At 52.9% G+C, this 23,711-nt stretch carries 21 protein-coding genes, 1 tRNA gene, 1 pseudogene and 1 other annotated feature (1 of these 24 only partly in view); of the genes and pseudogenes, 7 read left to right on the top strand and 16 right to left on the bottom strand.

Annotation, left to right across the window (positions count from 1 at the left end; translation table 11 throughout):
* Positions 1 to 89 (bottom strand) — a binding site (T-box leader) (it extends 115 nt beyond the left edge of the window).
* 40 nt (positions 90 to 129) lie between these two features.
* Complete coding sequence (locus tag C7E10_RS07275) at positions 130 to 1,113, bottom strand: DNA recombination protein RmuC (RefSeq protein WP_105326666.1); 984 nt, start codon at positions 1,111 to 1,113, stop codon at positions 130 to 132.
* A gap of 160 nt (positions 1,114 to 1,273) precedes the next feature.
* On the opposite strand from C7E10_RS07275, the gene C7E10_RS07270 reads away from it, so the two are divergent.
* Positions 1,274 to 1,963 (top strand): TetR/AcrR family transcriptional regulator, encoded by a 690-nt coding sequence (locus C7E10_RS07270; RefSeq protein WP_105326665.1) that lies wholly within the window; start codon positions 1,274 to 1,276, stop codon positions 1,961 to 1,963.
* Here the strand turns inward: C7E10_RS07270 and C7E10_RS12410 are convergent.
* The 4 genes from C7E10_RS12410 to C7E10_RS07250 all read right to left on the bottom strand — a co-directional run bounded on the left by C7E10_RS12410 (position 1,960) and on the right by C7E10_RS07250 (position 5,941).
* Positions 1,960 to 2,271, bottom strand: a complete 312-nt coding sequence (locus tag C7E10_RS12410) for a transposase (RefSeq protein ID WP_146109052.1) — start codon at positions 2,269 to 2,271, stop codon at positions 1,960 to 1,962. The genes C7E10_RS07270 and C7E10_RS12410 overlap by 4 nt on opposite strands.
* 22 nt (positions 2,272 to 2,293) lie before the next feature.
* Entirely contained in the window at positions 2,294 to 3,307 is a 1,014-nt protein-coding gene (locus C7E10_RS07260; RefSeq protein WP_146109051.1) for an ISL3 family transposase, read from the bottom strand.
* A 187-nt stretch (positions 3,308 to 3,494) separates the two neighbouring features.
* Complete coding sequence (locus C7E10_RS07255) at positions 3,495 to 5,609, bottom strand: heavy metal translocating P-type ATPase (protein ID WP_105325527.1); 2,115 nt, start codon at positions 5,607 to 5,609, stop codon at positions 3,495 to 3,497.
* Between the two features lie 38 nt (positions 5,610 to 5,647).
* Entirely contained in the window at positions 5,648 to 5,941 is a 294-nt protein-coding gene (locus tag C7E10_RS07250) for a DUF6110 family protein (RefSeq protein ID WP_105325543.1), read from the bottom strand.
* Positions 5,942 to 6,608: 667 nt separating this feature from the next.
* Between C7E10_RS07250 and C7E10_RS07245 the strand changes: the two are divergent.
* Positions 6,609 to 7,667: pseudogene (locus C7E10_RS07245) on the top strand (IS30 family transposase); the annotation flags it as partial.
* A gap of 297 nt (positions 7,668 to 7,964) precedes the next feature.
* Here the strand turns inward: C7E10_RS07245 and C7E10_RS07240 are convergent.
* Both C7E10_RS07240 and C7E10_RS07235 read right to left on the bottom strand, forming a co-directional pair.
* On the bottom strand, positions 7,965 to 9,581 hold the full coding sequence (locus tag C7E10_RS07240; RefSeq protein WP_105326662.1) for a gamma-glutamyltransferase family protein: 1,617 nt from the start codon (positions 9,579 to 9,581) through the stop codon (positions 7,965 to 7,967).
* 39 nt (positions 9,582 to 9,620) lie between these two features.
* Entirely contained in the window at positions 9,621 to 10,946 is a 1,326-nt protein-coding gene (locus tag C7E10_RS07235) for an ATP-binding protein (protein ID WP_105326661.1), read from the bottom strand.
* Between the two features lie 260 nt (positions 10,947 to 11,206).
* Here C7E10_RS07235 and pepT point away from each other — a divergent pair, with 260 nt between their 5' ends.
* Positions 11,207 to 12,472, top strand: a complete 1,266-nt coding sequence (gene pepT, locus C7E10_RS07230; protein WP_105326660.1) for a peptidase T — start codon at positions 11,207 to 11,209, stop codon at positions 12,470 to 12,472.
* Positions 12,473 to 12,598: 126 nt separating this feature from the next.
* Here pepT and C7E10_RS07225 read toward each other — a convergent pair whose 3' ends face one another.
* From C7E10_RS07225 to C7E10_RS07195, 7 genes are all read right to left on the bottom strand, one after another.
* Positions 12,599 to 13,267, bottom strand: coding sequence for an energy-coupling factor transporter transmembrane component T (locus C7E10_RS07225; RefSeq protein WP_105326659.1), 669 nt, complete (start codon positions 13,265 to 13,267; stop codon positions 12,599 to 12,601).
* The gene (locus C7E10_RS07220; RefSeq protein ID WP_105326658.1) at positions 13,264 to 14,070 is read right to left on the bottom strand and encodes an energy-coupling factor ABC transporter ATP-binding protein; all 807 of its coding nucleotides are present in this window, start codon (positions 14,068 to 14,070) and stop codon (positions 13,264 to 13,266) included. The genes C7E10_RS07225 and C7E10_RS07220 overlap by 4 nt, the downstream gene beginning before the upstream one ends.
* Entirely contained in the window at positions 14,063 to 14,935 is an 873-nt protein-coding gene (locus C7E10_RS07215; protein ID WP_199614395.1) for an energy-coupling factor ABC transporter ATP-binding protein, read from the bottom strand. Before C7E10_RS07215 ends, C7E10_RS07220 begins: the two co-directional genes overlap by 8 nt.
* Entirely contained in the window at positions 14,928 to 15,497 is a 570-nt protein-coding gene (locus C7E10_RS07210; protein WP_105327410.1) for a tryptophan transporter, read from the bottom strand. The genes C7E10_RS07215 and C7E10_RS07210 overlap by 8 nt, the downstream gene beginning before the upstream one ends.
* Positions 15,498 to 15,698: 201 nt before the next feature.
* Positions 15,699 to 16,142 carry an Hsp20/alpha crystallin family protein gene (locus C7E10_RS07205; RefSeq protein WP_105326657.1) on the bottom strand — a complete coding sequence of 148 codons (444 nt, stop codon included), beginning with the start codon at positions 16,140 to 16,142 and terminating at the stop codon, positions 15,699 to 15,701.
* 244 nt (positions 16,143 to 16,386) lie between these two features.
* Positions 16,387 to 16,653, bottom strand: coding sequence for a TIGR04076 family protein (locus tag C7E10_RS07200; protein ID WP_231085714.1), 267 nt, complete (start codon positions 16,651 to 16,653; stop codon positions 16,387 to 16,389).
* Between the two features lie 11 nt (positions 16,654 to 16,664).
* Positions 16,665 to 17,468: a C39 family peptidase gene (locus tag C7E10_RS07195; protein WP_105326655.1), complete on the bottom strand. Its 804-nt coding sequence runs from the start codon at positions 17,466 to 17,468 to the stop codon at positions 16,665 to 16,667.
* 148 nt (positions 17,469 to 17,616) lie between these two features.
* On the opposite strand from C7E10_RS07195, the gene C7E10_RS07190 reads away from it, so the two are divergent.
* The 4 genes from C7E10_RS07190 (at position 17,617) to fumC (ending at position 20,653) form a co-directional block, all read left to right on the top strand.
* Complete coding sequence (locus C7E10_RS07190; protein WP_105326654.1) at positions 17,617 to 17,958, top strand: heat-shock protein Hsp90; 342 nt, start codon at positions 17,617 to 17,619, stop codon at positions 17,956 to 17,958.
* 151 nt (positions 17,959 to 18,109) lie between these two features.
* A tRNA-Lys gene (locus C7E10_RS07185) sits at positions 18,110 to 18,185 on the top strand.
* Positions 18,186 to 18,415: 230 nt separating this feature from the next.
* Positions 18,416 to 19,117, top strand: coding sequence for a hypothetical protein (locus C7E10_RS07180; protein ID WP_105326653.1), 702 nt, complete (start codon positions 18,416 to 18,418; stop codon positions 19,115 to 19,117).
* Between the two features lie 159 nt (positions 19,118 to 19,276).
* Entirely contained in the window at positions 19,277 to 20,653 is a 1,377-nt protein-coding gene (gene fumC / locus C7E10_RS07175) for a class II fumarate hydratase (protein WP_105326652.1), read from the top strand.
* Between the two features lie 112 nt (positions 20,654 to 20,765).
* On the opposite strand, the gene C7E10_RS07170 is transcribed toward fumC, so the two are convergent.
* Together C7E10_RS07170 and purB are read right to left on the bottom strand one after the other, a co-directional pair.
* On the bottom strand, positions 20,766 to 22,058 hold the full coding sequence (locus C7E10_RS07170; RefSeq protein ID WP_105326651.1) for an adenylosuccinate synthase: 1,293 nt from the start codon (positions 22,056 to 22,058) through the stop codon (positions 20,766 to 20,768).
* Between the two features lie 25 nt (positions 22,059 to 22,083).
* On the bottom strand, positions 22,084 to 23,376 hold the full coding sequence (purB, locus tag C7E10_RS07165; RefSeq protein ID WP_105326650.1) for an adenylosuccinate lyase: 1,293 nt from the start codon (positions 23,374 to 23,376) through the stop codon (positions 22,084 to 22,086).
* Positions 23,377 to 23,711 lie beyond the last annotated feature (335 nt).

Below are 23,711 nucleotides of genomic sequence, written 5' to 3'. Positions count from 1 at the left end.
GGATTCCACACCATCTTCCGCTGCTTTTCACTGCCAGCAACTCTCTGTAGGAAAAGATCATGTGTACTTGGTTCCTTCATAGACAATTTTCTATATGAATTTAGGTGATACAAGAACTTGATTACAAGTCTAATCACTTTTGTCCGGATTGTCAAGGGCCTGTGTAAATTTTTCTGCCTGTTCTAAATGTTTTTTCAATATCCGGGTCCGATTTCCCACGGTTTCCAGGGCATTTTGGGCTTCTTCCAGCTTTTTCTCCGCCTTCTCCACCGCCAGCTGGAAAGTTCCCAAATCATTGTTGATCTGGGCCACCAGTCGCCAAACCTGGCTGGTCTGTTTTTGCACGGCCAGGGTCCGGAACCCCATTTGAAGGCTGTTGATGAGCGCCGCCAGGGTAGTGGGACCCGCCAGTGTCACCCGGTACTTCCGCTGGAGTTCCCCCACCAGGCCCGGCAGGGATACCGCTTCCGCAAAAAGCCCCTCCAGAGGCAGGTACAGCAGCCCAAAATCCGTGGAATAGGGCGGGGCAATATACTTGTCCCGAATATCCCGGGCCTCGCTTTTTAACCGCAATTCCAGCTGCTTCAGGGCCAGGGTTTCCCCGTCCCCGTCCCCGGCCTCCCGGGCCTCCACCAACCGCTGGTAATCTTCCAGGGGAAATTTGGCGTCAATGGGCAGCCACACCGGCCCTTCACCGGTCCGTCCCGGCAGCCGGATGGCAAATTCCACCCGTTCCTGACTCCGGGGCCGGACGGCCACATTGGTGCCGTACTGGTCCGGGGCCAGCATATCTGCCAACAGGTTCCCCAGCTGCATTTCCCCCCAGATACCCCGGTTCTTTACGTTGGTAAGCACCTTTTTCAGGTCCCCCACCCCCTGGGCCAGGCTCTGCATGGACCCCAGGCCGCGGCTTACCTGCCCCAGCCGGTCGCTGACCACACCCATGGACAGGGTCACCTTCTGGTCCAGGCTGTCCCGGAGCCGGTCCGCATCTTCCCGGGCCTGCTGGCGCAGCACTTCTTCCCGGGCGGCCAGCGCTCCGTATAGTTTCCACAACAGCAGCAGCACCAGTACCAGAACCCCCAGCACGGCGCCCAATAAGATTGTTTCCATTCCGTTCATCCTTTCCTTTTGTTCTGCCCGTCCATTATAACAGAAAAACCCGTGTTCTTCCCACTTCCGGCTGGATTGTCTTCCGCACGGGGAGGGGCTATAATAAGGGATAAAGCGAACCGTCAGCAATTTAGCCAGCACTGGGAAAGGAAGACCCGCCATGATCAAACGCAACCCGGAGCGCACCAAGGCACGCCTGCTTCGCAGCGGCGCTGCCCTGTTTGACGCCAAAGAATACCGGAATGTATCCATCCTCGCCATTGCCCAGGCCGCCGGCTGCAACAGCGCCCTGATTTCCTACTACTTTGGCGGCAAGGCCGCCCTGTACCAGGCCGTTGTCAAAGAAGAATGCCAGGAACTTTCCCGGCTCCAGGAGGAAGTGGAAGCAGCAGGGGGAACGCCCTTGGAGCGGCTCACCCGCTACCTTCAGGAAATTCTCCGCAGCCAGCTGGAACCCCAGAAGCACGTAAATATCCTGTACCGGGAATTGATCAATCCCTCCGGCGTACTGGATAATCAACTATGGGATCATCTCAAAGCCATCAGCAGCTACCTGCAGAGCCTGCTGCACCAGGCCCAGGAGGCCGGCCAAATCCAGCCGCCCCAGGAAGCACGGGATTATGCCTATGCGGCTTTCCTGCTGGAAGCCATTACCGAACTGCTGTTCCTGCTGAAGGAGCATACCCTTCCCTTTAATCCGGAAGGAAAATCGCCGGAGCAGCTGCTGGAGGATTTGGTACATTTTGCATTGCGAACAGTAAAAAAAGGCTCTTCACGTTTTATTGTGGGATGGCAGATTTCTGCCATCCTTCTTTTATGTCTAGCAACATCCCACTGTCGCAATCTCTAGACAGTGCCGTTTCGTATAGATGGTAATGCTGAATATCGAATCAGAGTGAAAAAATATTCATCATTTTTGTATCCATACCCTATTCGTTTTGCAACCTTAATCTTGTTATTGAAGCCTTCAAGCTTTCCTGTGGTAATCGGATGGGCTGAGTGAGCAATCAAACCCTCTTTGCGTTTTCGCTTTAAGCGGGCAAACTTTTGCAGCTGCGGTATGTTGCTCTCCTCGGCTCCTTTAAACCATTTTTCCCATTCTACGGCAGCTAAATCGGGGTTTCTAAGCTCGAATAGATCACTTAGTTCCTCTTTCATTGTATGGCAAACTGTCAAATTTTCATGTTTTTTTAAGGATTTCCTTGAGATTTTCTGCCTTTTTATCGCTTAGTGTTTCTTCCTTGCAAAGCAGCGTCCAGCGAGCTTGTTTTACTTCCTTGTAAAGCCGATTCTCCTCTTTAATTGAATCCTCTGCTTTTGTTGCCTGCTCTTCAGCAATATTCTCTGTAATCCCAAGCTTTAGGTTATCGGCTTTCTCTTTGTGCTGTCTTGCTTCCTCCAGCCTTACGGCTCCCAGCACATCTCGTCCATACTGGGCTTGCATATGGTAGCGGTCGTATACTATTGCCGCATGAGGCAGATACTTTTCTACCAGGGTGTTGAACGATGCGTTCATGTCCATTGCGACAGCTTCTACTTCAGACAAATACTCCAGGTCTGTCTCTTCAAAAAACTTTGTAAAGGCAGCTATAGAGCGTCCCGCACCAACCCAGAGGATGTCTCCCATATCAAGGTCCATAACACAGGTTGCGTAAGTATGGCCTTTGTGCATTGCAAACTCATCAACGGCAAGATGCTTAGGACGGTAGCCACTTTTGCGAAGTTCCTCGCTTCGCGTTTTGAGAGCCTCGTCCATAATTTCCTTATGGATTTTAGAAACTGTTCCCCAATGGATACCGGTCAAATCGCTGACTGCTTTAATCGTCATTTGATGCATAAGCAAAATCTTGATCCATAAAGCGGCACGAGAAGTGACTCTGGTTCCAGGATACTTAAAGGTTATGTTTTCATTGAAGGTATGCCCGCATTTTTGGCACCGGTAGCGGTGGAATCTCACACGAAGAATCCGTGGCTTTCCGGGTATCCAGGGCATGTCTTTAAGTGTAGTTACAGGGTTGTCATGGACATGGACCTTACCGCCGCAGCAAGGGCATACAACGTCGGCTGTAGGCCGGGTACTATTTACATCTATGATCTCTTCAAAAAGAGAAGCAATACTCGTAGGAATATTAAAATTGTCCTGTATGTTTTTGCATAAATTTGCTATACTTGAGGTTGAGAGCACGTGGATCATTCCTTTCGTAGTTTTGTCGCTATTACTTAGAATGGAGCATCCCGTGCTCTTTTTCAATACCTTTTTTCAGTTTTTAAATTCTGTCTTAGATTTCGTATCCCCCAATTTTCCGTGATGAGCCTAAAAAAAGGAAGTTCCTAAAGGAACTTCCTTTTTTTCTATATACTTATCAGTTCATTCTTTTAAGTTAGGCTTCCATCAGATCCGTCATGCTGTGCAGACTGATGGCAATGGTGGACCCATTGTGCAGCAAAGCCGTGGTAGCCGGAGGCAGAATGCCTAATACGCCCAAACCAATGAGCCCGGCGTTAAAGGATACCACAAAGTCATAGTTGAAGTTTACCCGGCGCATCAATAGGGTGCTCAGCTGCTTCAGCACCACCAGCTGCTGCAGGTCGTGGGCAGAAATGGTAATGTCCGCAATCTCCCGGGCAATATCCGCTCCTTCGGCAATGGCAACGCCGGCGTCTGCCGCCGACAGGGCCGGGGAATCGTTGATACCGTCCCCTACCATCACCACCGTATGGCCTTGGGCCTTGGCTTCTTCTACAAATCGTGCCTTATCTTCCGGCAGCACTTCGGCGTAGAACTGGTCCACCCCGATTTTGGCCGCTACCGCCGCTGCCGTCCGCTCGCTGTCCCCAGTCATCATGACCAGGCGTTTAAAGCCCGCCTGCCGCAGATTCCGCAGCACCTGGGGTGCTTCCGGCCGCAGAGGATCCTGAATGCAGATAATGGCCATCAACTTGCCGTTTAGGGCCATATAGATATGGGAATATTCTTCCGGCCGGCTTTCGTAGATGGCTTCTTCCCCTTCCGGGATAACGCAGTGCTCATCGTCAAAAATAAAGTGGCCGGAACCGATAACAATCCGTTTCCCTTCCACCTGGGAAGCAATCCCGTGGGCCACAATATATTCCACCTTGCTGTGCATTTCCTCGTGGGTCAGGCCCTCTTCCGCAGCCTGGCGCACAATGGCGTTGGCCACCGAATGGGGGAAATGCTCCTCCAGGCAGGCAGCATACCGCAGCACCGTGCTCCGGTCGTACCCGCTGAAGCACAAGACATCGGCCACCTTGGGTTTGGCCAGGGTCAGGGTACCAGTCTTGTCAAAGACAATGGTATCCGCTTCCGCTACCGCTTCCAGGAACTTGCCGCCCTTGACGGTAATCTTATGGGTGCTGCATTCCCGCATGGCGGACAGCACCGAAAGAGGCATGGACAGCTTCAGTGCACAGGAGAAGTCCACCATCAGGATGGACATGGCCCGCATAACGTTCCGGGTCAGCAGGTAGGTCAGGACGGTACCGCCCAAGCACCAGGGCACCAGCTTGTCCGCCAAATGGGCGGCCTTGCTTTCCAGGTTGGATTTGAAGCTTTCGGAAGCCTGGATCATTTCCACGATCCGGTCGTAGCGGGTGGCACCAGCGCCGCCCTTGACCTTCACGGTAATTTCCCCATCTTCCACCACCGTTCCGGCGTACACCGTAAGCCCCGGCTTCTTTTCCACCGGCAGGGATTCCCCGGTCATGGAAGCCTGGTTGACCAAGGCTTCCCCAGCCGTCACTTCCCCATCCAGAGGAATGGTGGAGCCCATCTTTACGCTGACCAGATCCCCGTCCGCAATTTCGGCCAGGGGTACTTCCACTTCCGTACCTTCCACCACTTTCCAGACCGTGTCAATGTGCAGGGACATATTCTCGGCCAGGTCGTGGACGGACTTCCGGTAGGACCATTCTTCCAGCAGTTCCCCAATATGGAGCAGCAGCATAACGCTGCCCGCCGTGGACAGGTCGTTCTGCAGCATGGCTGCCGTAATGGCCGTCGCATCCAGCACCGGCACATCCAGCCGGCCCTGACGCAGGGACCGGAGCCCCAGGCGGATAAAGCCCAAGGTATGGTACCAGGAGCGAATCATCCGAAGCGGCAGGGGCAGGAAGAACTTGCAGGCAAAATGCCGGGTTACCAGCCCAATCAGCCGGTTCCGGTATTGCCGGTTCAGCTGCAGGGAGCCCGCCTTCTCCTTGGTGGCCTTCCGCAGTTCCGGATCGTTCATGTTCAGCCGGGCCAGGGCGGTAATAATCCCCTGGCGGTTATCGCCTGCCAAATCCTGTTCATAAAAGACGGCAATGCCGGCGGCGCTGGAATACAGCTTCACCTTGCGGACGCCGGCAACCCGTTCCAAGCCCCCTAAAATGGCAGCTCCCTGCTCCAGGTCAAAAGAGCGGACTTTCCGCCCCTCCTGGGCCAGGCAGCGCACCCGCAGGCGGCCTGGAACCTCATTTTGAATTTGAAATTTCATGGCTCTCGCTCCCTTGTTTTGACCCTAGGGAACGGGGCTTATTTCGCAGCGTCTTCGATAACCGGCGTTTGGGCAGCTTCAGCAGCTTCTGCAGCAGCTTCTGCTTCTTCAATTTTCTTGTTTTCTTCCTTGGCAGCCGCTACAATGTCATCGGCTTGTGCCTGCAGGCAGGCAGTGCTTTCAGAAGCGCATTTTTGCACCCGCAGGGCAGCGGCCGTGCTCTTGACCAGGGCTTTTTTCATCAGCTTGGATTTTACCAGCTTTTCACCCAAAAGACCCAGTACAGCCCCTCCAGCTACCAATCCCGTTTTTACCCAATCTTCTCTTTCCATATCCATTGCCACCTTTCCGTAAATTGCCCGGAGCATTTGGCCCATTAGGAGAACGTTTCACATGAGTCCGCTGCAGCCGCAATCCTTTGGGGGGCGTCCTAATTCCCGCCCAAAAGCCGCATTGTAATTGCGTCTGCACCACACTCCAGTATCATCCGGGGAGGTTATAGTCCAATTTGACTTTCCTCATTATAGTACGAACTAACTTGATAATGCAACATTTTTAGGCAAAATTCAACGCATTTTCATGCCTATCCGTATGTTCTATTGTTTTATAAAATTTTAAAACGCTGTAACTATGAATATTGCTTATTCTTCTTCCATTTTCTTGCTATTTTTATAAGGACTTTTCTATTGCAGGGGTATTTCCCTGGTTGGCTATAGGTATGGATAAGTTAAAGGAATAGCAGATTTTCTTAACGGTCAGTTGTAAAATGAACTTGAACAGTTAATCAAAAAATAAAAATCCATAGTGAAGCCTCATGCTAAAATGGTTTTGCGAGAAATCATCAACAAAGGAGCAATCACGATGGATCACATCCATTCTAACACAATGGANGGTCAGTTGTAAAATGAACTTGAACAGTTAATCAAAAAATAAAAATCCATAGTGAAGCCTCATGCTAAAATGGTTTTGCGAGAAATCATCAACAAAGGAGCAATCACGATGGATCACATCCATTCTAACACAATGGAGGACGTACGTATCCCCGGCCGCCATCTTTCTTTGGAAGAACGTGGTATGATTCAAGCTCTGCATCGTCAAGGGCTTTCCCTTCGCAACATTGCTGCTGCAGTAGGATGTGCTCATACGACTGTTTTCTATGAGCTTCGGCGTGGAACGCCGGAACGAAAAAGCAAGCACGGTCGTGCCCCACAGTATATGGCAAAGCGCGGTCAGAAGGCATACGCAAAGAATCGCAAGAACTCCAGGAAGACTTGCAAAATCGATCATGACGACTGCGAATCGTTCATCCAATGGATGGTAGAACAAGTCCGCCAGGAACGTTGGTCACTGGATGCCTGCGTTGGCTATGCTAGGCGGAACAAGCTATTTACGCCGGAACAGATTCCCTGTACCAAGACGCTTTACAACATGCTTTGGGCTAATAAGCTTCCGCTGTCGCTCTTCGAAGTCCCGCGAGCCTTAAAGCATAAACACCGTCGGAAATGGGTACGTAAGAACAAGCGTATGAAGGGTCGCTCCATTGAGGAACGTCCTGCCGTCGTCAATGAAGGTACCGAAATTGGCCACTGGGAAGTGGACACGGTCGTTGGTCAGCGTGCAGGCCGTGAGGCAGTAGTCTTCACTGCTGTTGAAAAGGTTACGCGCAACTACATCGCCATCCGCATTCCTGGACGTACCTGTGCCGGCGTTGAATCCGCTCTTGCACAGTTGCAGGAGCTATATGGCGCAGAGCGCTTCAGCCAGATTTTTAAGACGATGACGGCCGATAACGGTCCTGAGTTTGAGAACTTGTCACAGTTCGAGAGTCTCGGCACCAAGATGTACTTTACACATTCGTACAGCTCGTGGGAACGGGCTCAAAACGAACGCCACAATGGCTTGCTGAGGGATTTCATCCCAAAGGGCATGTCCGTAGAGCGGTTCTCTGATGAGGATATCCTGAACATGGCAGATACGCTGAACCAGCGCCCACGTCGTGTTTTGGGCTACCATACGCCGTCAGAGCTATTTGATGCATTCCTCGATGAAGTTTATGCTATNGGCATGTCCGTAGAGCGGTTCTCTGATGAGGATATCCTGAACATGGCAGATACGCTGAACCAGCGCCCACGTCGTGTTTTGGGCTACCATACGCCGTCAGAGCTATTTGATGCATTCCTCGATGAAGTTTATGCTATTGAGTGTGTTTCTTGATTATAGTTGTTCAAATTCAACTTGCAATTTACCAGATTTTCTTAACCAGTTTTTATAAACTAACTTCCTGCAGCCTGCGGCCGCAAAAAAAGAAGCGCCCCCGGCCCTAAGGCAGAGAAACGCTTCCTATATTGGGGCGCCTTACCAGGCAGCCACCGTTCCGTCCGTCCGGGGTTCCGTAGCTCCCACCAGGACGCCGTCTTCCCGGCGCCAGATAATCTGGCCCCGTCCGAAGGCGCTTTTTTCACTTTTTACGGTAATTTCATGGCCCCGTTCCCGCAGGCCTGCAATGATTTCCGGGCTTGCCCCGTCTTCAATTTCTACCTTTTTGTCCCGAATCCACTGCCACCGGGGTGCATCCAGGGCAGCCTGGGGATTCAGGTGGAAGTCCAAGGTATTGAGCATCACCTGGAGATGGCCCTGGGGCTGCATAAAACCGCCCATGACCCCAAAGGGCCCCACGGCCTTGCCGTCCTTGGTCAAAAAGCCTGGGATAATGGTATGATAGGGCTTCTTGTTGGGGGCCAGGCAATTGTCCTTGGAAGGATCCAGGGAGAAGTTCAGGCCCCGGTCGTTCAGGGCCAGGCCATAGCCCGGAATCACAATCCCGGAGCCAAACCCCCGGAAATTGCTTTGGATGTAGGAAACCATGTTTCCTTCCCCGTCCGCCGTACACAGGTATACCGTGCCGCCGCTGAAGGGATCCCCGTGCTGGGGCTGCAAAGCCTTTTCCCCAATCAGGGCCCGGCGCGCTGCCGCATAGTCCTCGCTCAGCAGGTCTTCCACCTTAGTCCGCATATAGCGGGGGTCGGCTACGAATTCCTGGGCATCGGAGTAGGCCAGTTTCATGGCTTCGATTTGTTTATGGTAGCTGTCCACGGTTTCCCGTTCCGGCAGGTCAAAGCCCTTCATAATATTGAGGGCCATCAGAGCCGTAATACCGTGGCCATTGGGGGGAATCTCCCACACATTGTAGCCCCGGTAGTTCACCTGGATGGGTTCCACCCACTGGGCTTCATAGCCCGCCAGGTCTTCCTTCCGGAGATAGCCGCCGGTTTCCCGGCTGAAGCGGTCCATGGCTTCTGCCAGCTCGCCCCGGTAAAAGGCTTCGCAATGGCTGTCCGCCAGGATTTTTAAGCTTTTGGCGTGATCCGGCAGGGTAACCAGTTCACCCACTTCCGGCACCCGGCCGCCCTTGTAGAAGGTCTGGAACCAGCCCTGAAAAGCAGGGTCGTCCTTAAAGGGCAGGAAAACCTGCTCCCCTTCCTTCCACAGCTGCCCAATAATCGGGGACAGGGGATAGCCCTGGGAAGCGTACTCTATAGCCGGTTCAAACAATTTGGCAAAAGGCAGACGGCCAAAGCGCTTGTGCAGTACGGACCAGGCGGACGGTGCTCCCGGCACCGTAACCGGAATCCAACCCCGGATGGGCATTTTTTCCGTAATGCCCAGCTTGGCCAATTTTTCCCGGTTCAAGGAAGCCGGTGCGTGACCGCTGCCGTTCAACCCATACATCTTATCCTTCATCCACACAATGGCAAAGGCATCACTGCCCAGGCCATTGCTGGTAGGCTCCACCACGGTCAGGCAGATAGCCGTGGCAATGGCCGCATCCACAGCATTGCCCCCCGCCTGGAGCATACGCAGGCCTGCTTGGGCAGCCAGCGGCTGACCGGTGCAGACCATACCATGCCGGGCAAAAATCACCCGCCGGCGGGAAGGATACGGATACGCAGATAGATTAAATTCCAAACCCATAGTTTCACCCCTTCTTCTAGAGGGCAGCTTCCGCCGTCCTTAATACTGGCTCAGCAAAAAGCCCATATACATGGGCAGTTCCAAAATACCGCTCCGGGTTTGCCGGTTTACATTGCCCAACCCCAGCTGGATGGCCTGTTCCACATGGTAGGTTTCCGGCTGCTGGAGAATGGTTTTCAAGCTCTTGGTATTGCCCGTGGACGGCGTTGCTTTCACCAGGGTACTCTGGGACTGGCAGCGGATGACAAAGTCCACTTCCAACCCGGAGTTCTTGTGGTAGTAGTACAGTTTCCGGCCGCTTTTGGCCAAAAGGTCCGCCGCCAGGCTTTCGTAAATGGCCCCTTGGCAGCCGTTCAGATTACCTTCCAGAAGGGCGGCTCGTTCTTCCCCTTCCAGCATGGCAGCAAACAACCCCACATCTTTCAGGTACACTTTGAAAATGGAGTCAATGGCATGGCGTTCCAGGGGCAGGCCCGGTTCCGTCAGGTTATAGCAGCGGGTTACCAGACCGGCTTCTTCCAGCCACTGGAGGGTTCCCTCAAACTGGGAAGCCTTGGACCCCCGCTTCAGCTGGGCGTACTGGTACTTCTTGTTTTCCTTGCTCAGCTGCTGGGGGACCACTTCCAGGCATTCCCGCAGCTTGGCCTGGGCCCGTTTGTTCACCTTCACAAACAGGTTTTCTTCATAATCCTGGAGAATTTCCCGCTGGAGCTGGTACACCCGGTTCAGATCCTTGTGTTCCACATAGTCGGCTACCACCCCGGGCATACCGCCTACCAGCACGTACAGCTTCAGCAATTCGTTAAGCCGCAGATGCAGGGCTTCCGGCACCTGGGTTTCTTCTGCCAGGCTTTTGCGCAGCAGGTCCAGCACCGGGGACGTAATGCCGTTCACCCAGAGAAATTCCTCAAAGTCCAGGGGAACCATGTTGACCACCGTTTCGTAGCCCACGGGAATCATGGCAGAACCATTGCCGTAACCCTTGACCCCCAAAAGGGAGCCTGCGGCAATCACATCGTACCGGCCGTCCAGCTTAAAGGCCTTCAGGGCCGCATGGGCCTTAGGGCATTCCTGGATTTCATCTAACAGCAGCACCGTCTTATGGGGTTCGAACACCGTATCCGGACCGGCCAGAGCCGTAATCAGCATTACCAGGTAATTCACATCCTGGGAGTCTTCAAAAATTGCCGCATAATCCGGCTTATCCTGGAAATTCAAATAAACCACATGGTCGTATTCCTTTTTGGCGAATTCCTTCATGGCCGTGGTTTTGCCGCAATGGCGGCAGCCCTTGATCACCAAGGGGTTGTGATTGGGTACCTGCTTCCAGGTCTGCAGAAACTTTTCGATTTTCCGTTGCAGCATTTTTTGCCTCTCTTTTCTCTCTTCCGGGACGTCCCTTCGGTAAAAAGGGAACACTCCGTCCGTAAAATGGGTACCCTAACACTTTACAGGATTTTCGTATTTTTTTCAATGGACTTTTAGAAAAAAATTCCCCTTATTCAAAACGCTTTTTTCATTCTGCTTAACCCTTACAAAAAGAAACATTTTTCCAGTAAAATACCGGGGCAACAGGGCTTTTGTGTTATAATACTAAGAAGAATGATTCCAAAGGAGGTTTTGTTATGACTCAAATTTCTGACGAATTACTGGAACGTTTCCTGCGTTATGTAAATATTCCCTCCCAAAGCCGGGCCGGCGGCGGGGTTCCCAGTTCTCCCACCCAATGGCACATTGCCAAGCAGCTGGAGGTGGAACTGGAACTGATGGATCTGGAAGATCTGCGGCTCAGCGAACAATGCGTACTCACCGGCTATCTGCCGGCCAACCTGCCCAAGGACTTTACGGGTACCGTACCGGCCATCGGTTTCTGCGCCCACCTGGATACGGCGGACGTAAACCTGAGCCCCATTGTCCATCCCCAGGTGGTGAAAGCCTATCCTGGCGGAGATGTGAACCTGAACCCGGAAAAACATATTGTCATGAAGGCAGCGGAACATCCGGAACTGGCGGACTATATCGGCCAGGACATTGTCTTTACCGACGGCACCAGCGTACTGGGCGCCGATGACAAGGCAGCCATTGCCAACATCATGACCATGCTCCATACCCTGTACACCCATCCGGAAATTTACCATGGGGACATCTACGTGGCCTTTGTCCCCGACGAAGAAGTGGGGCTCAAAGGGTCCAAAGCCATGGATTACAGCCGGTTCCCGGTGGCCTTTGCCTACACCATCGACAGCAGCGCCGTAGGCGAAGTGGTCTATGAAACCTTTAACGCCGGCACCGCTCTGGTAAACATCCAGGGCATCAGCGCCCACCCCATGAATGCCAAGGGCCGGCTGGTGAACCCCACCCTGTTGGCCGTAGACTTTGTGAACCTGTTTGACCGGAAAGAAACCCCAGAATGCACCGAAGGCAGAGAAGGCTACATCTGGGTAAAATCCATCCAGTCCAACGCTTCCCGGGCGGAGGTGCTGCTCAACATCCGGGACCACGACAAGGCCAAATACGAAGCCAAGAAACAGCAGATCCGGGACGCCGTGGAACAGTTAAAGAAAATGGAACCCCGAACCCATGTATCCCTGTCCCTGGAAGACGTATACGGCAACATCAAAGATGCCCTGACCGACGACAATAAACAGGCCATTGACTTTATTTACCAAGCCATGGAAGACCTGGGCATCACCCCCAAGACCATCGCCATGAGAGGCGGTACAGACGGAGCCTATATTTCCACCAAAGGCATCTTTACCCCCAACTATTTTACCGGCGGTCTGAACTTCCATTCCAAATACGAATTCCTGCCCGTACCCAGCCTGGAAAAGTCCTATGAAGTGACCATGAAAATCATCCAGCTGGTATACGAAAAAGCCCTTCACGCCTAAACAAAAACAAAAAACACAGGCTTCCCCGCAAAAGGAAGCCTGTGTTTTTTTATAGCCGCGCTTGCCGGACCGCCGGCACCTGCAAAAACTGCCAAGCTTCAGCATTTTCTGAGGCTTGGCAGCAGCTTACAGGTATTTTACCCACCAAGGGTAGGAGCTTAGGGCAATAACCCCCAAAAGCACCAGATAATCCCAAATTTTTAATTTCATGGGCCGCCGGTTCTTATAAGTATTGGGCCCAAAGCCCTTTAATTCCATGGATAATGCCAAGGTATCGGACTTGGCCACTGCCCGCATCACTAACGGTTTTACCACCGCCAGGTAGGCGTAAAGGCGCTTAAAGGCGTTGCCCCGATTGGAATAGCCCCGGCAGGACTGGGCATCCAGGGTAATGGCCGAGTCGGACAGAAAATCCGGCACAAAGCGCAGGGCCGTGGTCAGCATAAAGGCGTATTCATAGGGCATATGGAACTTTTCCACCAGTGCCTGGGCAATGTCCTGGATCCGGGTGGAGGCCAACAGGCACAGGAAGGCCGTGGTCATCACAAACATCCGCAGGCCCCCGGTAAGGGCTATATCCAGCGGTGACCCAAACAGCAGCTGGAGCACCACCATAATGCCGGTAAACACCGTCAGGGTGCCAATAGCGGCCATGGTCATCCGGTCCCGCTTGATGTACAGCAGGATGACCAGTTCCAGGGCCAGAAGGGTAGCAACAGCAGGAATCGGCAGCAGGAAAACCCAGGCCGTAATGGCCACTACCAGAATGAGCCGGGTAAAGGCGGTGATTTTCATGCCTCTCCCCCCTTCCGTTCTACCAGGGTGCACAATTCTTCCGGCGAGCCGGCCCGCACCTTAAACAGGGCGCCCAGCCGGGCCAGTACCGGCTGCTTCAGGCCCCATTCCTCAATGGGCCGCTCCCCGTCAAACAGGTCCCGGGTACTGCCATCGTAGACCAACTGCCCGTCGTGGAGTACCAGGGAATGGGTGGTATACTGCCGGGCAATTTCCATGTCGTGGGTAATCAAAATCAAGGTCAAATGTTTTTCTTCCTGGAGCCGGGACAGGTACTGCATCATATGGTGCTTTTCCTGTTCGTCCTGGCCGTTGGTGATTTCGTCCAAAATCAGCGTCCGAGGCTGAAGGGCCAAGGCCGCAGCCACCCCCAGCCGGCGTTTTTGGCCAAAGGACAGGGACCGGGGATACTTTTGCAGGTAGGGAGTAAGTCCCATGGCCTCCACCGCTTCCCGGACCTGTTCATCCAGGGCTTTTTTGGGCATTTTCCGGTTTTCCAGCCCGTAGGCCACTTCCTCGTACACCGTATCCCCCAAAAGCTGGAGATCCGGGTTCTGGAACACATAGCCCACCTTATTGGCCAGATCCGCCGGCTCGTAGCCGGCAATATCCACCTGGTCCACCTGAATGGTTCCGCTCCGGGGATGGTCCAGGGCCATGAACAGCCGGCTCAGGGTGGTTTTCCCACTGCCGTTGTGACCCAAAAGGGCCACCGCTTCCCCGTCTTCAATGGTGCAGGTAATGTCCTGAAGCACCGGGATGCCCCGGCGGTAGGCAAAGTTTACAGCACTTGCTTCAATCATGGGTCAGCGTCCCCCTTCTTTGGAATTTTTGCGTCAATTCTTCTTCGGCTTCCAGCTCATTGCGCCAGTCGCCCAGTTTGATCTGGAACCGTTTTTCCAGGCCCAGCTTCACCTGCCACAGTTCCGGCAGGTTTTCCCGCAGGTCTTCCCGCTCGTAGACGGCCTGGGCAGCTTCCTCAAAGCGGCCTTGGACCACCGCTTCCCCGCCGCTGATTAACACCAGATCCGTCAGATAGGGGAGCAGGTAGTTCAGGTCATGTTCCACCACCACTACGGTCATCTGCTGCTGCCGGTAGATTTTGTGCACCAGGGCATACAGGGACCGGGCTCCGTCCGGATCCAGGGCCGAAACCGGTTCGTCCAAAATCAGGATTTCCGGCTGACAGGCCAGTACAGACGCCAGCAGCAGCCGCTGCCGCTGGCCCCCGGACAATTCGTCCAGCTGGTAATTTTCCCGGCCAGGAAGGCCTACCTCTGCCAGGGCCTGGGACACCCGGGCATCCACTTCATCTGGAGAAAAACCATGGTTCAAAAGGCCAAAGGCAATTTCTTCTCCCGCCGTCAGGGACACCATCTGGCTTTCATAGTCGTCCAGCATAATTCCCACCCGCATGGCCAGTTCAGAAATTTTCTTGCCCTGGATATTTTCTCCCAAAACTTCTACCGAGCCGTGGTACCTTCCGCCATAATAATGGGGGACAATTCCCGTCATGGCCTTGCACAGGGTGGTTTTTCCAGCGCCGCTGGGACCGGCGATGGCCGTAAAGGAGCCTTCCTTGATGGTCAGGTTGATATCCTTCAGCACCAGGTCGCTGTTCAGGTATTCAAAATAAAAATCGGAAATCCGAATTGCCGCTTCACTCATGTTGTCCACCCTCCGTTGCAAAGAAAATCTTCCGGACCGGGCCGTACAGGGCCTGGGTTACCAGGGCGTTCACCAGGGCAATCACAGCTACCAGAGGCAGCATGGCCCGGATCCACACAACCAAAGGCAAACCCAGAACCAATTTCAGAATATGGGTAAATACTGACCCGCTGACAAAGGTGGCCAAAAAGCCCACAATAAAGGGTTTTACCCGCAGGTTTTCCAAATGGGTCAGGGCAAAGGCCTTTACCAGAATGCAGGCAGTAGCTGCGCCGCACAGTTCACTGGCCAGGTTGCCCAGGGGAAACGCGGATTTAGAGGAGGGAATCAGGGTCAAGCCGGCCACAAAGCCTATTCCCAGGGCCCGGCTCAGGCTGGGACGGGTCAGGCAAATGGTAATGGAATACATGGCAATGGTCCAGTTGGGGGTTACGCCTCCTACGTTGGGGCTGATGGTGTGCAGAATAACGCCGATTGCCAGCAAAAGAGCGGTGACTGCCACCCAGCGATGGGTGTCCCGAGCTGCTTCGACAGTAATTAACTCCGGAATTTGTTTTTCCATTGACCGTTGCTCCTTTTTTCGCAATTTTTTCAAAAACTATTGTAAATTATAGTTTACGTGGGATAGAAGGTGTTGTCAAGGGTGTTTCCTCCAGAAAACATTGTCTCCTTTGCAGGTGCACACATAAAGAAATCCCGGAGCCATACTTGCGTATGACTCCGGGATTCTCTCCGGAACCCTCCCTGAGGGTTCCCTTCCTCGTTATCCTTCGATAGCGATATATTTCTTGGTTTCTTCTTTCTGAGGTTCTTTCTTAGGAATGCTCAATTGCAGGATGCCGTTTTCGTATTTGGCTTTCACATCGGCCTCGGTGATATTTTCCCCTACATAAACCGTACGGGCACATTCACCATAGGAACGTTCACGGCGGATATATTGCCCTTTCTTATCCTTCTCATCCTTGTCCAAACCCTTGGAAGCCCGGATGGTCAGATAGCCATTTTCCAACTGCGCCTTGATTTCCTCTTTCTTGAAGCCCGGCAGATCGATATCCAGTTCGTAGTGGTCACCCACGTCCCGAATGTCCATCTTCATCATGTTTCTGCCATGTTTCCCGTACAAAGGATTCCGGCTGCTGAACATATCATCAAAATCATCCATCAAATCTTCAAAACCATTTTCATCGAATACACTAGGCAGTAACATAAGCCATTCCTCCGTTCATCTTGGCCATGAAGGTCAGCTTTTGGAACTACCGAAAGGCTATTGCAACGGTTCTTTTTGGGAACCCTTTCCTTGGTCTCTCCTTCGTTCTGGTTATAATATACCACTTGTTGTTAGCACTGTCAATAGTTGAGTGCTAATTAGTCAAAGTTTTTTACTATTTTTTCTTATTCACCGCAAAACGGCCCTTCCCACCTGGGGGAAAGGCCGTCCGTTTTTTTCTGGGTTAATTTGTTTTTTCTACAGTGATTTCAAAAATATTGATTACGTCCGCATCCGGGCAGGCTACCCGCAGGGTATTGCCCTTCATGCCGGGGATGATGCCCCCGTAGCGGAGAATGTCGATATAGGGAAACAGCACGTGCTGGGCCATGGGGCAAAGCTGTCCCCGCTGGGTATCCCAGTCAAAGGTACAGCCGGCTGTATGGCCGTGGTGGCAGCCCCTGGGGCCCTTTTTGTCCACCACCCGAATGGTAATCTTGGGTCTTGTCATCAGCCGCCTCCTTACTGCCCGTCCGGGTACGCTACCAAAAACAGGTTGTGATTGCCCCCTTCGCTTTCCGGGAAGGAACCAAACATATCAAACAGGGCAAAGAACCGGGCCGCCGGATAAATCCCGTAGCCGTCCTGGTTATGGTCCGTGGTATCGTAAGGGTCCGCCATGATGACTACATCATCCTGGGGATTTTCCGTACCCATATCATCATAGCCGATGATATCCTGCCAATGGCCGCCCCAGTCGATCCAGCATACCATAATGGGACGCCCCTGCTGGAGGAAGCGTTTGATATCTTCCGGGCCAAAGGTCTTGCCTTTCCGGGCATAGTCCGTGGAACTGATGGTCTTAAAGCCCCCCACCTTTTGGAAAATGTCTTCCATTTGGGCCAGGGTGGTGCCGGGATACCCCTCCGGGAAGCCGTTTACCTTCAGGTCCTTGCAGGAATGGCGCAGGTCCGCCAGCTTTTGCTCCGACCAACCGTCCCGCTTGCCGTACCAGTTGAGCACCATCAGGGCCGCGGCCGGTCCACAGGACCATTCACTGGACTGCTGGAGGGTCTGGAAATGGGGCAGCAGGAGGAGGGAGCCTTTGCCCTTCATATGGTAAAAATCCGGGTGGGCAAAATAGGGATCCGGCTGGTGGTCCAACTGCCGGTCAATGGAGGCAGCCCCCTCATTGACGGTTATTTTGGCCGCTCCCGGGATTTTCATATCATTGGTATAATCTGCTGCCTGGACGGGAAAATGCAGTCCCAAGCTCAAGCACAGGGCCAGCAGCCCCAAGGAAAACAGTTTTTTGGTCTTTTGCATATTACATCCTTTCTGCAGGAAAGTCCTGCCATCTCCAAGAAACTTACTATGGAATTTATTATAAAGGATTTTCCCAAAAAAACCTAGCGCTCCCCCTAAATTGGGTGTATAATGTAATAAAAGTTATTACAATAGAGGATGGATCATCATGGATAAACACGAGGAAATTGTTGCTGAAGTGAAAAATCTGGTTGCTGCGCCCAGCGTTTACGGCGGCTTAAAAGAACTGGCCCAGAAATGGCTGGATGCAGAAGGCACTGCTGCCCAAGCCAATCTGACCGCTCTGCTCCATGCGGCCCTGAAGGAAGATGTCAACACCATCGATGCGGTCATTCCTTTCTTTGCTTCCGAAGCAGCCAAAAAAGCGTTCGGCGCTGACCAAGCTGCCCAAATGCTGGCCAAGGCCCAGGAAGTCAAGGCAAGCGGCGGCAAATACTGCTTCTGCCCGGCCTGCACCGCCGGAGCCAAACTGCTGGAATTGTTGGCCTAAGGGCTCACCAGGGAAGGTAATTCCTTCCCTGGCTTTTTTCTGTCCAAACCAAGGATAGGACCACTGAGCAGCGGCACAAACATTAATTTCACGAAAATAGCCCTTGACAATATTCCTCAAAATCCGCTATAATTATAAAGCTGTTTCTTATGATTCACTAGCTCAGTTGGTAGAGCACCTGACTTTTAATCAGGGTGTCCCGGGTTCAAGTCCCGGGTGGATCACCAAAATCCCAAGGAGTAGGCCAAAAGCCTGCTCCTTTTTTTTCCCCAAGCCTGACCCGGGACAAAACGAGCCTCCCGATAGTTCCTGCGTCCCAATTTTTCGCCAAAAAGGTTCAGAAAAATTCATTACTTCATGATATAATAAATAAAATATACTTTTCGGTTCATCCATCCCACGAGAGAGAAAGGAGGCAGCAGGCCAGCCTGTTTCCCTGGCTGGTCCGCTCGAATTCATGAAGAAAAAACTTTTGGTTCCTCTTTTGGCAGCCGCGTTAACCCTGGTATCCCTTCCTGCTTACGCGGATTTTGCCAAATGGGCTGATCCCACCCATTCCTTTAAAAAGGATCAAACGATCTACACCGCCGTAGTCAATACCGATGCCCTTTCTAAGCAAATGGCTTCCAACGCCCATTCCTTCCAGGTCATTTTTAACCAAAAGGCTGCCGCCATCAAAAACCCGAAAATCATCACGGCACCGCTGCCAGGAACCCTGGCAATCCTGCCCGGCAGTGAGGCCAGCGCCCCCCAGGAAGAAACGGTAAAGGACAGCACCGCCGTCCACATTCCCCAAGCTGCCGTTGACGCCGGGGCCGACCTTTATGTAGTTCCCAAGGTCACCCGCTGCCAAAAACAGGTCAGTGTGGTACCGGCCCATACGGAATGGCAGGAAAAAGAAATCCACGAAACCGTTCATGACAGCAAGGGCTATCGGGATGTGGTCCACCGGATTCCCATTCCGGTAAAGGTTCCCGAAAAGCAGTACGTTACCATGTACCTGACCGTCCGCTTCGATGTGTACAGCATGAAGACAGGGGCCCTGGTATACACCAGTGAGGACGCCCGGGACAGACAGGAAGACAGCGATTTTAACGGTATGTACACCCGCATTGTGGACCGTTTCTTCAGCACGTTCAAAAGCCAGCTGGGCAAATAAACAAGCAGTGAAAAAGACGGCTTCGGCCGTCTTTTTTTAGGGCCCAACGCGCCGCTTTTCCTCAGGGACAATCCCCAGGGCCAAAAACAGGTTTCTTCGTTTGACAATCCCTTCATCCTATGAAATAATGCAGTATCATATAAGAAATGAGGGAGCAATATGGGTAGTAATGAAAAGTGGCGTCTGGAACGGGATTCCATGGGTGAAATCAAGGTTCCAGCCGATAAATATTGGGGTGCCCAAACCGAACGGAGTCTGGAAAACTTCCGGATTGGCACCGAAAAGATTCCGGCAGAAGTGATTGCAGCTTTTGCCTACCTGAAAAAATCAGCCGCCCAGGCTAACCAGGCTCTGGGTCACCTGGATGCCAAACGGTGCCAGGTAATCGGCCAGGCCTGCGACGAAATCCTGGCCGGCAAACTGGCAGGGAACTTCCCCTTGGCCGTCTGGCAGACCGGCAGCGGCACCCAAAGCAACATGAACCTGAACGAAGTCATCGCCCACCGGGGCAATGAACTGGCTGGGGAAGCTCTGCTCCACCCCAACGACCACGTGAATATGTCCCAAAGCTCCAACGATACCTTCCCCACGGCCATGCACATTGCTGCCGTGCTAAAGCTCCAGGACCACCTGCTGCCGGCCCTGGACCAACTGGCGGCTGCCTTTGCCCAGCTGGAAAAGGACAATCAGGGCATCGTCACCACCGGCCGGACCCACTTGCAGGATGCGGTGCCCATCGCCTTCTCCCAGGAAATTTCCGGCTGGCGCACCATGCTGGAACGCAACAAGGCAGAAATCCAAAATGCCCTGCCGGGCCTATTGGAACTGGCCCTGGGCGGTACTGCCGTAGGCACCGGGCTCAACGCCCCGGAAGGCTTTGACACCAAAGCGGCTGCCTATATTGCGGAAAACACCGGCCATCCTTTTGTAACGGCCCCCAACAAATTCCACGCCCTGACCAGCCTGGACGATATGGTTTACGCCCACGGTGCCCTGAAGGCCCTGGCCGCCAACCTGATGAAGATTGCCAACGATGTACGCTGGCTGGCTTCCGGTCCCCGAGATGGTCTGGGAGAAATCACCATTCCCGCCAACGAACCTGGCTCCTCCATTATGCCCGGCAAGGTGAACCCCACCCAATGCGAAGCTGTCACCATGGTAGCTGTCCAGGTCATGGGCAATGATGCCGCTATTGGCTTTGCCGCTTCCCAGGGGAACTTCCAGCTGAACGTATTCCTGCCGGTCACCATCTACAACTTCCTCCAGTCCGTCCAGCTGCTGACCGACGTGATGGTTTCCTTCCGGAAAAACTGCGTCATCGGCATCAAGGCCAACCGGGAAAAGATGGCCTACAACCTGCACCATTCCCTGATGCTGGTTACCGCCCTAAGCCCCTACATCGGCTACGACCGCTGCGCCGTCGTGGCCAAGCAGGCCTTCAAGGACAATATTTCCCTGAAGGAAGCGGTCCTGAAACTGGGCTATATGAAAGAAGAAGAATTTGATAAGGTTTTCCATCCGGAAGAAATGGTATAAAAAGGGATAGTAAACCTAAAAGCTCCTTTTCTTTTTTGGTTTTAACTTTCTTCCCTAACAAAAATACGCTGTGCCCACAGGCACAGCGTATTTTTTATAACTTGTAGTTTGCTTAATCGAAGAACTTCTTCAGGGAGAAGGTCTGATCCCGGTTGGGGCCGACAGAAATAATTCCGATGGGCACACCTACCACTTCGCTCAGGCGCTTCAGATATACCTGGGCTTCCTCCGGCAGGTCTTCGTATTTCCGGACGCCGGAAATATCCTTTTTCCAGCCCTTGAAGGTTTCGTAAACCGGTTTGGCCTGGGCCAGAATGGACAGGTCCGCAGGAATGTGCTGGATGGCTTTGCCGTCAATGGTCCAGCCGGTGCACATTTTAATGGTGTCCAAACCGTCCAGAATATCCAGACGGGTAATGGCCAGGGAATCCATGCTGTTGAGCCGGGCTGCATATTTCACCATGAAGGCATCCAGCCAGCCGCAGCGGCGGGGCCGTCCCGTAACCGTGCCAAATTCATGGCCGGTGTTTCTCAGGTACGTGCCGGGGCCATCGGTATCAAACAGTTCGCAGACAAAGGGGCCTTCCCCTACCCGGGTGGTATAGGCTTTTACCACGCCCACCACATGGTCGATGTACAGGGGACCTACGCCGCTGCCCGTAGCCGCATTGCCGGCGGTGGGGTTGGAGCTGGTTACGTAGGGATAGGTGCCGTAGTCGATGTCCAGGAACGTAGCCTGGGCCCCTTCAAACAGCACATTGGCGCCTTCGTCAAACTTGTTGCCCAGCACCACGCTGGTGTCGGTTACATGGGGCCGCAGTTCTTCAGCGTAGGCCAGGTAATCCTTCAGCATGGGTTCATATTCCATGGGTTCTGCCCCATACAATTTGGTGAACAGGTCGTTTTTCACGGCCAGGGTTCTCTTCAGTTTTTCTGCCAGAATTTCCGGATTCATCAGGTCGCAGACCCGGATGCCGGTACGGGCATATTTATCCATGTAGCAGGGACCAATGCCGCCTTTGGTGGTGCCGATTTTGGCATCTCCCAAAGCTGCTTCCTGCAATTCATCCTGCTTTTCGTGATACGGAAACACCACATGGGCCCGGTCGCTGATCAGCAAATTGCTGGTGTCCACACCTTTGGCCTTCATGTCGGCAATTTCCTGCAGCACCACACGGGGATTGATAACAACTCCGTTCCCCAGGATGCAGGTCTTGTCCTTGTACAGAATGCCGCTGGGCAGCAAGCGCAGCTTGAATTCCACATTGTTGACCACAACCGTATGACCGGCATTGGAACCGCCGGAATAACGGACTACTGTATCGGCCTGCTGGGCCAGATAATCTACGATTTTGCCTTTACCTTCGTCCCCCCATTGGGAACCAATCACAACAACAGATGACATAGAATCAATCTCCTTCTTCTAACAGTTACATGCCGTACCGGGCGTAGATTTCATCCACATGCTTCAGCATATGTTTCGGTTCGAAGCAGGCTTCCACTTCTTCTTTGGTCAGGTACTTATCGATATCCGGGTCAGCTTCCACATTGGTCTTGAAGTCAGCGCCTTCCAGCCAGCGGGCCATAGCGTTGCGCTGTACCCACTTGTAGGCATCTTCCCGCAGCACGCCTTTGCCTACCAGGGCAACCAGCAGGTTTTGGCTGTAGATCAGACCGCCGGTCTTGTTCAGGTTGGCAATCATGGCATCCGGATAAACCAACAGTTTTTCCATGATATTCTTGGTTTTCCGCAGCATATGATCCAGCAGGATGGTAGAATCCGGCAGGATAATCCGTTCTACGGAAGAATGGGAAATATCCCGTTCATGCCACAGGGCCACGTTTTCCAGGGCTGCCTGGGCATTGCCCCGCAGAACCCGGGCCAGGCCGCAGATCTTTTCGCAGGTAATGGGATTGCGTTTGTGGGGCATGGCAGAAGAACCCTTCTGGCCAGGAGCAAAATACTCTTCCGCTTCCCGAATATCGGTACGCTGCAGGGCACGGATTTCCGTAGCCATCTTTTCCAGGGTAGCGCCGCAAACGGCAATGGTGGTCAGGTAGAAAGCATGACGATCTCTTTGGACAACCTGGGTAGCCAGTTTAACCGGTTCCAGACCCAGTTTTTCGCAGACATATTTTTCCACGAACGGATCAATATTGGAGTAGGTGCCCACAGCGCCGCTGAGTTTGCCTACGGAAATGTATTTCTTGGCCAGTTCCAGGCGTTCGATATTCCGTTCCGTTTCATCCATCCACAGCAGGAACTTCAGCCCGAAGGTCATGGGTTCTGCATGAATGCCGTGGGTACGGCCGACGCAGATGGTATGACGGTATTTTTGGGCCTGGGTTTTCAGGACATCGTGGAGTTCCTTTTCCAGCCGGATCAGGATTTCGCAGGAATCCCGCATCATGACGCCCATGGCGGTATCCTTAACATCGCTGGAGGTTAAGCCTTTATGAATGTATTTGGAGGCATCGCCTACATGCTCTGCCACGTTGGTCAGCAGGGAGATGATATCGTGGTTGGTGACTTTTTCAATTTCGTGAACCCGGTCCAATTCGAAATCAGCCTTGGTTTGGATGTCATGAAGGGCATCATCGGGAACAATCCCCAATTTGTTCATGGCTTCGCAAGCCAGAATTTCGACCTTGACCATTGTGCGGTCTTCATTTTCTTCCGTCCAGATGGAACCCATTTCTTTGCCGGTATAACGTGGAATCACAGTAACTTCCTCCTTAGAATAGAAAAAATGGCATAGCTGAAAACACGCCGCCTTTGCCGCGTGCCCTGTGTGGAACCAGGCTTCTGCCAGGAAAGGCAGTGCCTTCCGTTCGGCTCCAATTTAAATCCTGTGAAGCAGCCTTCACATACGGGTTTATTGTATCATTTTACCGAACGTATAGCAATGACAATAATAGAATGTTAGCAGGAAACCCGGAAAAATTCCTATTTTGTTCCTTCTTTTTCACTTTTACCCCAGAAAAACCGGGTACTTTTCCCTGAAAAAGTTCCTGCAAATTCTTCTGTTACAGAAAAAAGAGGGCTGGCCCGGATTAT

The sequence above is a fragment of the Acidaminococcus hominis genome (assembly GCF_900291475.1).
Taxonomy (GTDB): Bacteria; Bacillota; Negativicutes; order Acidaminococcales; family Acidaminococcaceae; genus Acidaminococcus; species Acidaminococcus hominis.
Note: the sequence above shows the minus strand (reverse complement) of the source record. Positions and strands in the feature narration are given on the sequence as shown.